This window comes from Cyanobium sp. ATX 6E8, assembly GCF_024346335.1.
Classification (GTDB): Bacteria; Cyanobacteriota; Cyanobacteriia; order PCC-6307; family Cyanobiaceae; genus Cyanobium_A.
On record NZ_JAGQCT010000003.1, the window covers coordinates 65,748 to 80,158 of the forward strand.

The 14,411-nt window shown below is 67.7% G+C and carries 11 protein-coding genes; 4 read left to right on the forward strand and 7 right to left on the reverse strand.

Annotated elements, in window-relative coordinates:
• Positions 1-17: 17 nt before the first annotated feature.
• Together KBY70_RS03890 and KBY70_RS03895 are read right to left on the reverse strand one after the other, a co-directional pair.
• On the reverse strand, positions 18-1,157 hold the full coding sequence (locus KBY70_RS03890) for an MGDG synthase family glycosyltransferase (protein WP_254987466.1): 1,140 nt from the start codon (positions 1,155-1,157) through the stop codon (positions 18-20).
• Positions 1,158-1,159: 2 nt separating this feature from the next.
• The gene (locus KBY70_RS03895) at positions 1,160-2,419 is read right to left on the reverse strand and encodes an MFS transporter (RefSeq protein ID WP_254987467.1); all 1,260 of its coding nucleotides are present in this window, start codon (positions 2,417-2,419) and stop codon (positions 1,160-1,162) included.
• A gap of 157 nt (positions 2,420-2,576) precedes the next feature.
• Between KBY70_RS03895 and KBY70_RS03900 the strand changes: the two genes are divergently transcribed.
• Positions 2,577-3,017: a hypothetical protein gene (locus tag KBY70_RS03900; protein ID WP_254987468.1), complete on the forward strand. Its 441-nt coding sequence runs from the start codon at positions 2,577-2,579 to the stop codon at positions 3,015-3,017.
• Between the two features lie 8 nt (positions 3,018-3,025).
• Here KBY70_RS03900 and KBY70_RS03905 read toward each other — a convergent pair whose 3' ends face one another.
• Both KBY70_RS03905 and KBY70_RS03910 read right to left on the reverse strand, forming a co-directional pair.
• Positions 3,026-3,874: a carbohydrate ABC transporter permease gene (locus KBY70_RS03905; protein WP_254987469.1), complete on the reverse strand. Its 849-nt coding sequence runs from the start codon at positions 3,872-3,874 to the stop codon at positions 3,026-3,028.
• A gap of 159 nt (positions 3,875-4,033) precedes the next feature.
• Positions 4,034-5,677, reverse strand: coding sequence for a 2-isopropylmalate synthase (locus tag KBY70_RS03910; protein ID WP_254987470.1), 1,644 nt, complete (start codon positions 5,675-5,677; stop codon positions 4,034-4,036).
• Positions 5,678-5,784: 107 nt separating this feature from the next.
• Here KBY70_RS03910 and KBY70_RS03915 point away from each other — a divergent pair, with 107 nt between their 5' ends.
• Positions 5,785-7,359: a glycoside hydrolase family 57 protein gene (locus KBY70_RS03915; RefSeq protein ID WP_254987471.1), complete on the forward strand. Its 1,575-nt coding sequence runs from the start codon at positions 5,785-5,787 to the stop codon at positions 7,357-7,359.
• 8 nt (positions 7,360-7,367) lie between these two features.
• Here the strand turns inward: KBY70_RS03915 and crtL are convergent, their stop codons facing one another.
• The 3 genes from crtL to gyrA are packed head-to-tail and all read right to left on the reverse strand — an operon-like array spanning position 7,368 to position 12,470.
• The gene (crtL, locus tag KBY70_RS03920; protein WP_254987472.1) at positions 7,368-8,660 is read right to left on the reverse strand and encodes a lycopene beta cyclase; all 1,293 of its coding nucleotides are present in this window, start codon (positions 8,658-8,660) and stop codon (positions 7,368-7,370) included.
• Complete coding sequence (locus KBY70_RS03925) at positions 8,653-9,786, reverse strand: CARDB domain-containing protein (protein ID WP_094559765.1); 1,134 nt, start codon at positions 9,784-9,786, stop codon at positions 8,653-8,655. The genes crtL and KBY70_RS03925 overlap by 8 nt, the downstream gene beginning before the upstream one ends.
• A gap of 17 nt (positions 9,787-9,803) precedes the next feature.
• The gene (gyrA, locus tag KBY70_RS03930) at positions 9,804-12,470 is read right to left on the reverse strand and encodes a DNA gyrase subunit A (protein ID WP_254987473.1); all 2,667 of its coding nucleotides are present in this window, start codon (positions 12,468-12,470) and stop codon (positions 9,804-9,806) included.
• 73 nt (positions 12,471-12,543) lie between these two features.
• Between gyrA and KBY70_RS03935 the strand changes: the two genes are divergently transcribed.
• On the forward strand, positions 12,544-13,701 hold the full coding sequence (locus tag KBY70_RS03935; protein ID WP_254987474.1) for a homocysteine biosynthesis protein: 1,158 nt from the start codon (positions 12,544-12,546) through the stop codon (positions 13,699-13,701).
• 83 nt (positions 13,702-13,784) lie between these two features.
• Complete coding sequence (locus KBY70_RS03940) at positions 13,785-14,384, forward strand: CAAD domain-containing protein (RefSeq protein ID WP_254987475.1); 600 nt, start codon at positions 13,785-13,787, stop codon at positions 14,382-14,384.
• Positions 14,385-14,411 lie beyond the last annotated feature (27 nt).

The window sequence follows — 14,411 nt, forward strand, 5'->3', positions numbered from 1 at the left end:
GCAAATTCACATCATTCTCACCCAAGGACACAACCCAAAGGCAACTTGTCAGCAAACGGCTGAATCAAGCGCCCAACAGTTTGAGCAGGATCAGCCATCAAACGCTGCTGTTGATAGCACTGGCGCAGGGCCCCATAACCGGCGGGATCGGCAAGCCACCGGCCCACCAGGGTGGCCAGCTCCTCGGGCCTGCGGATCGAGACCTCTAATCCACGGGCTTGAAAATAGCGGGGAGCCAGTAATTCCTGGGGCATGGTGGTGCCGTAGTGATTGAACACCAGCGGACAGGCCATGAACAGGGCCTCCGTGGCCGTGCGGGCCCCCGGCCGGCTGACAAGCGCCCAGGCCCGCCGGTAGAGGTCGGCCATCGCCGCTGGCCCCTGATAGCCGAGGGCCTCCACCGCCAGGGCCGGATTGTGAGCTGCCCAGGCCTGCACCTGTAGCTGCACCGCATGGCGCCGGCCGCACAGGGCCACCACCGCCAGCTGGCCGGCAAAGGGCAGCAGCTGCTGCAACAGCGGCAGGTGGTTGTTGGCCCCGTTCGATCCTGTGCCCAGCACTAGCAAGGGCAGACCGTCCAGCACCGGGTCCGCCGGGCCAGCCTGGTGATACGCCGGGTAGAGCAGGGGCCCCAGGCACTCCACCGGCAAGCCGGGGCGGCGGCGCTGCACCTCCTGCACCACCTCAGCGGTGAGGGCCCAAAACAGGTCGGTGCGGCGACTGAGCCAGTTGCGGCTGAACCCGAAGCCCCCCTCGAGCTCGGTACAGCAGGTGATGCAGCGCAGCTGGGGACCCAGCACTCGCTTGGCCAGATCGAAGTGCCCCCGGTTGGTGTGGGGATGGGTGGAAATCAGCACGTCGGGGCGAAATGCCCGCAGCTGCCGGATCAGATAGCGGCGCCCAAACAGCACGGTGCCCGGCTTGATCAGGTCTTCCAGCTCCATGGCGCGCCAATACAGCTGGTGCAACCAGGGGCGTCGGCGTTGGATCCAGTTGTAGAGCTCTACGCCACCTCGATAGGTGCTACTCGAGCGCTCCAACACCTGATCGACACGCACTTCGATATTCGGCCGCTCACGCGCCAGCCAATGCCGAATTGCCTCGGCGGCCGAGTCGTGAGCAGTGCCGCCACTGGATGTATAAATCAGAACTTTCATCACTATCTATTTTCATCTAGGTGAAGGCGTCCCAGCGGACCCCAGAGCCGCCAAAGAGGAATCAGCAAAACCCAGCCAAGCAGGCCGATCGCCATCGCCGTCGGACGCCCCGGGCCCCGGCCAAGGGCGTCCAGCAGCCAAGCGGGCCAGAAGCTCCCCCGGATCAGCGGGGCTATCACCCCATCGGCCAGCAAGCTCATCCCCAGCAGAGCTACTAGACGGGAGATCCACTCGAGGCCATAACGGCCGACAAACAGCCGCGGCTGTAAAGCCAACGGCACCCAGCACAACCAAAGACTCTGGAGGGCGCCAAGAGCAACCGGAACCGCAGCAGCAAATAGGGCCACGGCCAAAAACCACACCCCCTGCCAGTGCTGAAAGCACACCAGCCCAGCCCCGGTAAGCAGCACCGCCTGGAGCAGCAACACGATGCGCAGCCAGTCCAGCCAATGGCAGCGAGGCACCCGGGCCCATAGCCAGAGCCCACCGGCATAGCTCAATCCGGCCAGGGCCAGAGCCAGGATCAGACGCTGGGAGCCGCTTGCCGCCACCACCCAGGCAGGAAAAGCGATCTCAATGGCAGCAAACACGCCTACCACCACGCTGTTGATCTGCAACAGGGGGCGCCAGCGCCGATTGCGCCACAACTCGCTCAATGCATGGCGCACCCCTACCTGAGGGGCAGCCTCATTACCAGCAGCCGTAGTGAGCGGGGCTGACAACGACTGCGGCCAGGCCACCAGAAGCGTGCAGGCCGCAGCAATAAGTGACGTAAGGCTGTCAGTGACGAGTACACCCGGCAACCCGGCCGTCGCCGCCAGCACAGCGCCGAGCAGGGGAGCTGCCATCACCACAGCGCCATCCGACCCAGCGAAGAGCCCGCTGGCCGCTCCCAGCTGCTCTGTAGACACAAATCTGGCCAGCTGGCTGGACCAGGTCACCACCAGAGCCGCCTCTGCTGCTGCTGCCAGCCCAATGCAAAGCAACACCGGTGGCAGGGTGGCTGGACGCATCATCAAGGTGAAGGCCAGGCCCAAAGTGCAGGTGCTGCCGAGGCCGTTAGCGGCAAGCATCACCCGTCGCGGGGGCCAACGATCTAGTTGACGGCCAATTAGCGAAAGGGATGCCAACTTGGCCAAGTGCACCACCACCGCCACCGCAGCAAAGGCACTCAGCTGGTCATGCTGCTGGAACAGCCACAGCCCCAAGGCGTAAAGACTCACCTGAGTGCCGAGGTTTGAAAGGAGCTGGCCCGCCCACATGACCAGAAATGGCCTTGGCAGCGACCTAAGTTTTGGGCCAGCCACCGGCACAGTCGGCTCTCCTTTTCCAATACATTCACCCTCCCACAGGAGTTCACACCCCTGACAAACGCCCGGCAGGCAGGCAGGATCGAAGCAGAACTGGCAGCCGGCCTTGATGACCCCAGCCCCTGACCAAGCCGCGATCAGGACCGATGCCAGCCCCAACGGCGCTTCCCTCGCCTGGGTGCCCTGGCTGCAGGCCGGCGTCACGGCAATGCTGGTGGTGCTTTTTTTGGTGATCGTAGGCAAATCCCGCCAGCAGAACGACACGATCCGCCAGCTGCAGGAGCGGGTGCAGGGGTTGGAGAACAGCCGGGCCCTTGATCGCACCACTGGCCTGGAACAGCAGCTGCGCACCACCGTGGAGCGGCTGCAGGCGGTGGAGCGCAACAGCACCCGCATCGATGGGCTGAGCCGCGAAACCGCCAACCTGCGGGCCGAGCTCAGCAAGTTGCGCGCAGCCCGCCCCAGCGAAGCGACTGACCCGAAAACCGATGAGCTGCCTTTGGGAGTGCCGCCCCTGCCGCCTGTGCGCCCCCCTGCAGCTGCCAACTGATCAGGTTTTCAACCTTTGACTGCATCGCCGGCGGCGCTGGGCAGGATGTAGCGCTGCAGGCCGATAAACACCACCAGCACCGGCAGGATCGAAATCACCGAACCCGCCGCCACCAGGCGCCAGTCGAGGGAGAAGCTGCTGGCCAGTTGCTGCAGGCCCAGGGGCAGGGTGTAGAGCTGGGGCTCATCGAGGATCACCAGCGGCCAGAGGAAATCGCTCCAGGTGCCGATAAATACGAACATCGCCAGGGTGATCAAGTCGGCCCGGGCCGCTGGAATCATCACGTTCCACCACTCCCCCAGCGGCGTGCAGCCATCGCAACGGGCCGCATCCTCCAGCTCCACTGGCACCCCCAGGAAGCTCTGCCGCAGCAGGAAAATGCCAAAGGCGGTGGCCGCCTGAGGAATGATCAGGGCCCAAAGGGTATTGCGCAGGCCGATCTGCACCATCAGCAGGTAGAGCGGAATCATCACCACCTGAAAAGGGATCAAAATCGTTGCTACCACTAGGGCCAACACCAAGCCCCGGCCGCGAAAATTCATGCGGGCCAGCGGATAGGCCGCCAGCGAGCAGAAGAGCACGTTGGCCAGCACCGCCAGGCCACTCACAATCGTGCTGTTGAGCAGGTAGGTGCCGATTGGATTGTCGGTAAAAAGGCGCCTGTAGGCCTCAAAGCTGGGCTGACTGGGCCAGAGGGCTGGCGGGCTGGTGAAAATGTTCTCCGCCGGACCCTTGAGCGAGGTGCTCACCAGCCACAGCAGCGGCACCAGCATCGCCAGGGCCACCAGCAACAGCAAAATCAGCTGAGCGGCGGCACTGAGCCGTGAGCGGCGCGGTCCGGAGAGGGGCAGGCTCATGGCGGGGGGAGCTAGAAGGAATCAGATGACTCAGGGGGAGGGGACTGGCTAGGGGGGATGTCATGTTTTGGCGCTTAGCTTAGTCTTGGCTTAGCTAATCAATAAAAACAACAGCAAACCCGGGATGCGAGCCCAAGCTGAAATGTCGCACCCACATGCCTAGAGCCGTGGCCGGTCGGCCAGGGCCAGGTCGCCCACTACGGGCAGCGGCGCCTTCTGGGGGTGCAGCGGCTGGTGGCGACCACCGGCCACCAGCCTATTGAGGGCGTTCACGAAGGCCTGGGCGGCGGCCACCACGATGTCAGTGTCGGCTGAGTGGCCCGAATACAGCACGCCCTCGTGGCGCAGCCGGATCGTCACATCGCCCATGGCGTCGATGCCTTCGGTCACCGATTTCACCGAAAATTCCACCAGCTCATTGGGCACTTGGGCCAGCCGATTGAGCGCCTGACACACCGCATCCACCGGCCCGGTGCCGATCGCCGCCTCGCTGAGCTCGGCGCCATCCGCAGTCACCAGGGTGACGGTGGCGGTGGGCTGCAAGCCGGTGCCACAGCTCACCTGCACGCTCTTGAGGGTGAAGCTGCCGCCATCTTGCTGCTGCACCTGCTCGCTCACGATCGCCTCGAGATCGCGGTCGCTGATTTCCCGCTTGCGATCCGCCAGCTCCTTGAAACGGGCAAAGGCATCGTCGAGATCCTCGCGCTCGAGGGTGTAGCCCAGCTCCTCGAGCCGGGCCCGGAAGGCGCTGCGGCCGCTCAGCTTGCCCAGGGAGATGCGGTTGTCGGCCAGACCGACGGTGCGGGCGTCGATGATTTCGTAGGTGAGGCGGTTTTTGAGCACGCCGTCCTGGTGGATGCCCGATTCATGGGCAAAGGCATTGGCGCCCACGATCGCCTTGTTGGGCTGCACCGCCATGCCGGTGAGGTTGCTCACCAGCCGTGAGGTTTTGGTGATCTCCTCGGTGCGCACGCCGGTGAGCGGCTCAGTGGAGTCGGCCGGCCGGCCCAGGAACGGATTGAAGTAGCTGCGGCGCACGTGCAGCGCCATCACCAGCTCCTCGAGCGAGGCGTTGCCAGCCCGCTCGCCGATGCCGTTGATCGTGCACTCCAGCTGGCGGGCCCCGTTCTTGACGGCCTCAAGGAAGTTGGCCACCGCCAGGCCCAGGTCGTTGTGGCCGTGCACCGAGATCACGGCCTGGTCGATGTTGGGCACGCTGGCGTTGATGCCGGCGATCAGGGCGCCGAATTCCGCGGGCGTGGCGTAGCCCACCGTGTCGGGAATGTTGATCGTGGTGGCACCGGCGTTGATCGCTGCCTCGATCACCTGATGCATGAACTCGGGATCGCTGCGCCCGGCGTCTTCGCAGGAAAACTCGACGTCATCGACCAGCGAGCGGGCGTAGGCCACCATTTCGGCGGTAATTGCCAGCACTTCGGCGCGGCTCTTGCGCAGCTTGTGCTCGAGGTGGATGTCGCTGGTGGCGATGAAGGTGTGGATGCGCTTGTGGGCGGCCGGCGCCACCGCATCGGCACAGGCCTTGATGTCGCCGGCTGCCGCCCGGGCCAGGCCGCAGATGGTGGGGCCATCCGGGGTGCCGACGCTTTCGGCGATGCGCTGCACGGCGTTGAAATCGCCGGGGCTGGCGAAGGGGAAGCCGGCCTCGATGATGTCCACCCCCAGGCGCGCCAGCTGCTGGGCGATCGCCAGCTTCTCTTCCAGGTTGAGGCTGGCGCCGGGCGACTGCTCGCCGTCGCGCAACGTGGTGTCGAAAATCAGAACGCGGCCGGGATCGCGGGCCATCGGGGCTCCTGGGGCGAACCAGCCCTTAAGCGGACTGGCTATGAGTTAGCCCCATTGTAGGGGGCGCCCGAACGTTGCGCCTACAGTGCAACTACCGCGGGAAGGTCATGGCCGCAGGCGATCTGGCCCTCGTCCTCCACGCGCATCTGCCCTACGTGCGCTCGAGCGAGCCCGGATCGCTGGAGGAGGACTGGTATTTCCAGGCGCTGCAGGAGTGCTACCTGCCGCTGCTGGCCGTGCTCGAGGCCGCCGCGGCTGACCGGCGCCAGCACGCCCGGCTCACCCTCGGCCTCTCGCCCACCCTGCTGTCGCTGCTGGCCGACCGCCCCCTCAACGCCCGCTTCCTGCCCTGGATCGCCCTGCGCCAGGAGCTGCTGCAGCAGGCGCCGCAGGAGCTCGGCGAGGCTGCCACCCACCTGGCCAGCCAGCTTGATGCGGTGGTGGAGCAGTGGATCCAGATCGAGGGGGCCCTGATCCCCCGCTTCCGGCGCCTGCAGCAGCAGGGCGTGCTCGACCTGATCACCTGCGGCGCCACCCACGGCTACCTGCCCCTGCTGCGCCAGGTGCCCGAGGCGGTGCGGGCCCAGCTGGTGACAGCCGTGCGCGAGCACGAGCGGCTGCTGGGCGAGCGGCCCCTCGGCATCTGGCTGCCGGAGTGCGCCTACTACGAGGGGCTCGACCAGCAGCTGGTGGCCGCCGGCCTGCGCTACTCGGTGCTCGACGCCCACGGTCTGCTGCACGCCCTGCCCCGGCCCCGCTACGGGGTGTTTGCGCCGATCTGCTCGCCGGTGGGGGTGGCCTTGTTCGGCCGCGACAGCAGCGCCACCCTGCCGGTGTGGAGCGCCCGCGAGGGCTACCCCGGCGACGGCGCCTACCGGGAATTCCACCGCGACATGGGCTGGGACCTGCCCGAGAGCGAACTCACCGACCACGGCATCCACAGCCGCCGGCCCCTGGGCCTGAAACTGCACCGGGTCACGGCCCAGGGCTGCCCGCTCGACCAGAAACAGCCCTACGCCCCGGCCGTCGCCGCTGAGCGGATCGAGCAGCACGCCGCCGCCTACCTGAAGGGCCGCGCCGAAGAGCTGGCCGGCCTGGCCCGCTCGATGGAGCGGCAGCCCCTGCTGGTGGCGCCCTTCGATGCCGAGCTCTTCGGCCACTGGTGGTTTGAGGGCCCCCAGTTCCTAGCGGCGCTGTTCCGCCAGGCCAGCGAGGCCGGCGTGCGGCTGGTCACCCTGCGCGAGACCCTGGCGGGCGGCGATCCGCTGCAGGTGTGCCGCCCCTCCCCCAGCAGCTGGGGCCAGGGCGGCTACCACGACTATTGGCTCAACGAGACCAACGCCTGGGTGGTGGCCGAGTGGCAGCGGGCCTCTCAGGCGATGGTGGGGCGGGTGCAGCGCGGCGTGGCCAGCGAGGCCCAACGCAGCCTGCTCACCCAGGCCGGCCGGGAGCTGCTGCTGGCCCAGAGCTCCGACTGGAGCTTCATCCTGCGGGCCGGCACCACCACCGAACTGGCCAAGGAGCGGATTGAGCGCCACCTCGATCGCTTCTGGCGGCTGCTCGATGCCATCGACCACGGCACCGAGCTGCCGGCCGAATGGCTCAAGGCCGTGGCGATCGAAGACGGCCTGTTTCCGTTGCTCAACGCCGCTGATTGGCTGCCGGCGCCGGTCCAGGCCTAGGCACAAAACTAGGGATCCAGCATGCGCAGGCCCAGCTGCAACTCCCGGCCCCGCATGCCCATCAGTCCCCAGCGCACGCTCCAGGGTGCCGTGGCAAATAGGGCAACCATCGCCGCCAGCAGCTCGCCCAGGCTGAGCGTATTGGTCAAAAAGCCATACCACTGGGCGCTGGGCAGGGAGAAGAAGCTGGCGAAGTGACTGCGCAGCTGGGGCTCGGAGAAGCGCATTAATTTCTCCAGCCCAAATTGGTAGAGGGCGTGTTTACGGCGTAGCTCCGGGGGCCAGAGCGCCTGCCAGCCAGCTGCGGCCAGCTGCAGCGAGTCGGCGGCCGGTTCAGCCCGCAGCCGCGCCGCCACCGCCGCCGCTACCGCCGGCGCCCGGCGCAGCAGCGCCCCCACCATGTAGCCCGAGGCCGGATGCACCATCGCCGCGGCCCCACCGAAGCCCAGCACCGGCTGATCGAGATCCGGCAGGGGCAGGTTCATCGGGAACAGGCAAAACTCCTCGTGCTCCACCTGCTCGATCGCCACGCCGCGATGGGCCAGGCGCCGCTCCAGCCGCTGCTGCAGCACCGCATAGGGCACCGGCGGCGCCAGGGCTAGGGAGGTTTCCTCGACGAAGAAACGACCGCCGCCCAGGTCCATCGCATACAGAAACGTGGGGGGCGCCTGCCGCTCCGCGGCGCTGAGGTGATCGGCGCGGTAATCCATCAGCACGAATTGCCCCGGCTCCACCGGCGGCGCCGTGAAGCGCCCCACCACGCCATAGGCCGCCTGGCCCGCCACTGGCCCCCGCTCAGGCTGCTGCACAAACACCGCCTTGTGGCCGCTGGCATCCACCACCAGCCGCGCCTCGATCAGGGCTAGATCGGCAGCAAGAGCAGGGGCATAGCGCACCTGGCTGCGGCCGCTCCCATGGCTCAGCTCCTGTGCAAGCCCCCGGATCCACTGCACGCCGGCGGCCTCGCAGCGCTCCAGCCAGAACTGCTGCAGCAGGGTTTTGTCGAACAGGCCGTAGTCGCGGCCGTGGCGGGTGGGGCTGTTGGCTGGATCGGCCTGGTCGCTGCTGCCGCTGCCGAAGTAGCTGCAGGTGTGGCTCCAGCGGTGCTCCAGCAGATGGCCCAGGCCGAGGGCATCCACCTCATCGCCCCAGATGCCGTAGGTGTTGGGCCAGGGATCGCGGGGATCAGCCGCCGCCAGCACGGCCACCGCAAGCCCCTGCTCCGCCAGCTCAGCGGCGATGGCCAGGGCCGCCGGGCCGCCACCCACCACCAGCACGTCAGAAACCGGCACGTCAGACATCGGGCAGGTGGATGTCGAGGCTGGCGCGATTGTTGAGCTGGAGAGCGGCCTCCTCCAGGATCTGACCCTCGGGATCGGCGATCACCACGAGGCGATGGGTCCCAGCGGGCAACTGCAGGGGCACGCTGAAGGTTTCGCTGGCACCGGCCGCCAGCCAGGGGAGCCGCAGATAGCGATGGCCGCTGTAGCGGTCGTTGACCACCACGGCAACGCCCACATCGCTCACATCCATGGCACCACGGTTGGCCACGGTGAAGTGGGCGCTGCCATCGCGGAAGTGCAGCGCCTCAATGGCCAGATCACTCACCAGCTGGTGGAGGTGCTGCAGGGGATAGAGCACCAGCCGCTGCAGGGAGGCCAGCCGCGTGCCGGGATGTTCGTGGTGCAGGTGGCCGCCGTAGCGCAGATCGGTGCTGCAGCCGTGCAGATGCAGATGGGCATGGGGGTCGGGGATGGTGACCCGGCCCAAGGCCGGATCGGTATCGAAGAAGCCGCAGCAATCCCACTCCAGGGAGCGGCCCAGAAAGCGGATCGGATCGCTGGGATCCCCAGGATCCTCCGGAGCCAACCGGTAGTGCTGCAGCAGCTGGTAGATGCTGCGCGCTGCGGTGCCGTCGCTGGCCGCACTGCTGGCGATGGCGGTGTTGCGCCGCTGCTGCCCCATGCACAGCTTCGAGGCCACCGTGATCACCAGCGACTCCCACTGCGACACCAGGCGCAGGCCATAAATCGGCGCCTCCGCTAACCGACCCTGGTGCCGCAGCTGGGCAATCGCCTCGGCCACCAGCTCCTGCAACGGCCGGCCCCGCACCTCGCACAGGCTGGCCAGATCCACCGGCGTGCGCACGGCGGTGGCATCACCGCTGAAGCACACGTAGGGGAAGTGGCTGCTGCCATCCCCAGGCCGCAAGGGCCGAATGCCGCCATCGCTGGCCTGGCATTTCCAGATCGTGGTTGCCGCGCCATCGGCATCCTGCAGGAAGGTGAGCTCGCCGTTGTCGATGCTGGTGGTGGTGCCCAGGCCGAGCACGTCACCCTGGAGAGGAATGCGCTCCAGGGGCAGGTGCTCATTCACATCACCCTGAATCAGATCGCGGACGGTGTTAGCGATCCAGAAGTCGGCCATGGGGATAGGCCTGGGACTCAGGCGTCTGGGGCGGTATCGGGGCTGACCGCGGCATCAATCGGGTCCTCGGCCCCCTCCAGAGCGGGCACCTCCAGGGTGGGAGCATCCTCCTCTTCCGGCGCGGGCGGCACCAGCACCACTTCGGTGAGGCGGTCGCCGGAGTCGAGCTTCTGCAGGCGCACACCGGTGGCAGCGCGGGACTGCTGGGGAATGGCATCGGCCTGGGTGCGCACGATCACCCCCTTCTCGCTCACCAGCAGCAGCTCCTCGCCGGCGCCGAGCACCTTGAGGCCCACCAGCACGTCGCCGGCGCGGCGGAACTTCATGCAACGCAGGCCCATGCCGGCCCGCTTCTGCAGCCGGAACTGATTCACCGGCACCCGCTTGCCCAGGCCGCTGGCGCTGGCCACCAGCACCCACGGACCCTCGCTCGGCGCCACTTCGTCGCCCTCGTCTGCGTCAGCGTCGTCGCTGGCGCTGCTGGCCACCTGGTCGGCGAGCTCGGCCGGGATCACATCCATGCTCACCAGCTGATCGCCGGCGCGCAGGTTCATAGCGCGCACCCCGCGGGCGGTGCGGCCCAGGGGGCGCAACTCCTCATCGCTGAGGCGGAAGTGGATGGTCATGGCGTTGCGCGAGCCGATCAGCACGCTGTCGCCGGGCTGGGCCAGCCGCACCCAGGTGAGGGCGTCGCCGTCCTCCAGGGAGATGGCGATCAGGCCGTTGGAGCGGATGTTGGCGAAGGCCGAGAGCCTGGTGCGCTTCACATAGCCACCACTGGTGAGCATCACCAGCACGGCATCTTCGGCGAATTCGCTCACCGCCAGCAGCGAGGTGATCTGCTCCTCGCGGGGAATCGGCAGCATCTGCACGATCGGCGTGCCCTTGGCGGCCCGGCTGCAGATCGGCACCCGGTAGGCCGGCACGGTGTACACCACACCCCGATCCGAGAAGAGCAGCAGGTTGTCGTGGTCGTTGCAGCTGATGAACAGCTTCACGGCCTCCTCACCCTGGCTCTTGGTGCCGGCCTTGCCGCGGGTGCCGCGGCTGGTGGCCTCGAATTCGCTCACCGGCATCCGCTTGAGATAGCCGTTCTCGGTGAGCAGCACCACCGAGCGCTCGTTGGCGATCAGGTCGATGTCTTCAAGGCCGCCCTCCAGATCCAGGATCTCGGTGCGGCGGGGCGAGAGGTAGCGGCTGCGAATCACACCGAGCTCCTCGGTGATGATCGTGAGCACCCGCTCGCGGTTGGCCAGGATGTCCTTGTAGTCGGCGATCTTGATCACGAGGTCTTCGTGCTCGAGCCGGATCTTGTCGGCCTCCAGGGCGGTGAGGCGGCGCAGCTGCATCTGCAGGATGGCGTCGGCCTGGATCTCGCTGAGGCCGTGGCGCTCCTGCAACTGCTGGCGGGCCGTGGCCGCATCCGAGGCGGCCCGGATCAGGGCGATGATCGGATCGAGCTGGTCGAGGGCCAGCAGCAGACCCAGCAGAATGTGGTCACGCTCTTCCGCCTTGCGCAGGAAGTAGCGGGTGCGGCGCTCGATCGTCTCGACGCGGAAGTCGAGAAACACCTGCAGCATTTTGCGCAGGGTGAGCAGCACCGGCTCCGACTTCACCAACGCCAGCATGTAGGCGCTGAAGTTGTTCTGCAGCGGGGTGAGCTTGAACAGGTTGTTCAGCACCACCTGGGGGTAGGCGTCGCGGCGCAGCTCGATCACGATCCGCATGCCGTCGCGGTCGGATTCGTCGCGGATGTCGGCGATGCCCTCGAGCTTCTTGTCGTTCACCAACTCAGCGATCCGCTCAATCAGCGAGGCCTTGTTGGTCTGGAACGGCAGCTCGGTGATGATCACCGCATCGCGATCGGGGCGGCCCTTCACCTCCACCGTTTCGATCGAGGCCACGCCACGCATGGTCACCGAACCACGACCGGTGGTGTAGGTCTCGCGGATGCCGCGGCGGCCCAGGATCTGGCCCCCCGTGGGGAAGTCGGGCCCCGGGATGATCGCCATCAATTGGAGATCGTCGATCTCGGGGTTGGCGATCAGCGCCAGCATCCCGTCGATCAGCTCGGTAAGGTTGTGTGGCGGGATGTTGGTCGCCATCCCCACGGCGATGCCGGTGGAGCCGTTGAGCAGCAGCTGCGGAATCCGCGCTGGCATCACGGTCGGCTCCTGCTGGGAGCCGTCGAAGTTGTCGGCGAAGTCGACCGTCTCGGCTTCGATGTCTTCGAGCAGGCTGTCGGTGGTGAGCGCCTGCAGCCGCGACTCGGTGTAGCGCATGGCGGCCGGGGGGTCGCCGTCCACCGAGCCGAAGTTGCCATGCCCGTTCACCAGGGGCATGCGCATGTTGAAGTCCTGGGCCATCCGCACCAGGGCGTCGTACACCGCCGTGTCGCCGTGAGGGTGGTACTTACCGAGCACCTCACCCACCACACGGGCGCATTTGCGGTAAGGCCGGTCGCTGGTCAGGCCCAGCTCGTACATCGCATAAAGGATGCGCCGGTGCACCGGCTTGAGGCCGTCGCGGGCATCGGGCAGGGCCCGACCCACGATCACGCTCATCGCATACTCCAGATAGGAGCGCGACATCTCGTTGCGCAGATCGGTCTGGATGATCCGCGAATCGCCGTTGCCGCCGGACTCCCCCGGTGAGCCAGCACCGGGTCCGCTGGGGTCCGCCATGGATGACCGTCTTGAGCAAGGGTCAGTTTATCGAAGCCCCTCGGGAAATGCCCAAATCAGCGCCAAGCTCGCGATGAATAGCCGTGAACTGCCGCCACGCCAGGAGGCGGAGCTGCGCCGCAAACAGGAGCAGGGCCAGCTGCAGGTGCGCGCCGCCGCCGAGTTTCGAAGCCTGGTGCAGCAAGCCGGGCTGGCCGAGGCCTACGCCGCCACCGATGTGGTGGTGGCGGCCGATGCGGGCTTCACCGACCAGGCCAGCCTGCTCCTAAGCCTCGGGCCCACGGATCCACCGATCCGCCTGCGCGCTGGACAGCTGGCCGGCGTGCAGGGGCTGGCGGGCTGCGGCAGCGGCGAGCTGGTGCTGCCGATTGGCGGCGGGCTTGGCGATGCCCCTGGGGGCGCTGAGCTGCTGGCCGCCCTGCTGCAGGGCCGGGCGCTGCCGTTCGACGCCAGTGGCGAGGCCACCGCCCTGCACCCCCGCCGCGAGCTGCACACCGAGCTGGGCCTGGAGCAGATCGGCACCGGCCGCCTGCTGCTGCACCGGGCCATCAGTGAAAACGGGGTGGTGGCCCTCAGCCAGGCCGAAGGCCCCTGCCCCAGCCCCTACGGCACCCTGCTGGGGCCAGCCGCCAACGCCCTCTATTCCTGTGGCGGCGCCGGCAGCATCGGCCTCACCATGCCGGGGCTGTCGCTGCTGGGCCCGGGCTCACCGGTGCTGGTGGGCGGCGCCCTCGGCTGGGTGGTGGGGGCCGGCAGCGGTCACCAGCCCGGCTGCCGCCGCCAGGCCAGCGGCCATGCCCGCACCCCGGGGGCCTCCGCTGCGGTGAGCGTGGATCTGCACGACATGCGGCCCGAGTGGGTGCGCCCCTGCTTCTTCGAGGGCCACGGCAGCGCCCTGCTGGTGGCGATCGCGGCGCCGGTGCCGCTGATCAATGGCACGGTGGCGCGCCAGGCCGCCGCCGGTCCAGAGGCGTTGGAGGCACCCGTGCTCGACCTGTCGGTGCCGCGGCGGGTCAAGCCCAGCCTGGGGGCGGCCACCTATGCGGAGCTGCTCAGCGGCACGATCACGGTGCGGGGCCGCCCGGTGGCCTGCGCCCCCTCCCACAGCCCGCGGCTGGCCGCCGCCGCCGCCGCCGCCCTGGCGGAAGCCTTGCGCAGCGGCGCCTTCCCGCTGCGGCTGCCCCTGGTGCCGCTGAGCGCGCGCCCCAGCCTGCTGCCGATCGAGGCCTGAGCTGTTGGTCGGCCGGGTGTTGGTCTGGCTGCCAACCACACGTAAGCTCCCGCCACACCTGTGCACCCGCGGCGCCGCCTGCCATGGCCGACGACACCACCAGCAGCCCCGACCAGAGCGCTACCAACCCGAACACTCCCGAGCCTGCTGAGCAAGCAGTCGAATCGGTGGAGCAGTCGGTGGAGCTGGTTGAGCAGATTGAGCCGATTGGACTTGTTGAACAGGTTGTTGAACAAACCGCTGAAGCAGCGGTGACCGCCCCCCCCGAGCCCAGCGTTGCCACCACGTTGGTGGTGGAGCCCTCACCAGCTCCCCTCGCAACCCAGCCGGGCCCATCAGCCGGCGGCGAGGGCACAGGCGAGGGGGAGGGCGGTGAGTGGGAGCTGCTGCTGCAGAAGCTGGGCCAGTGGCTCAACCAGGGTGAACTGCAGAGCCTCTGGAGCCAGGCCCGCAAACCCGTCACGTTCTTGGCAGCCCTGGTGGGCCTGCTGCTGGTGCTGCGCGTCTACAACGCCGTGCTCGGTGCCCTCGACAGCCTGCCGCTGGTGCCCGGGCTCCTGGAGCTGGCTGGCGTGGTGTGGTCGGTGCGCTACGGCGTGCCCAAGCTGCTGCGCAGCAGCGAGCGGGAACGGCTGTTGAGCGGCCTGGGCAATCGCTGGAAGTCCTTCCGCGGCAAAGGCTGAGCCGACATCGCTCCAAAGGAATCGGGG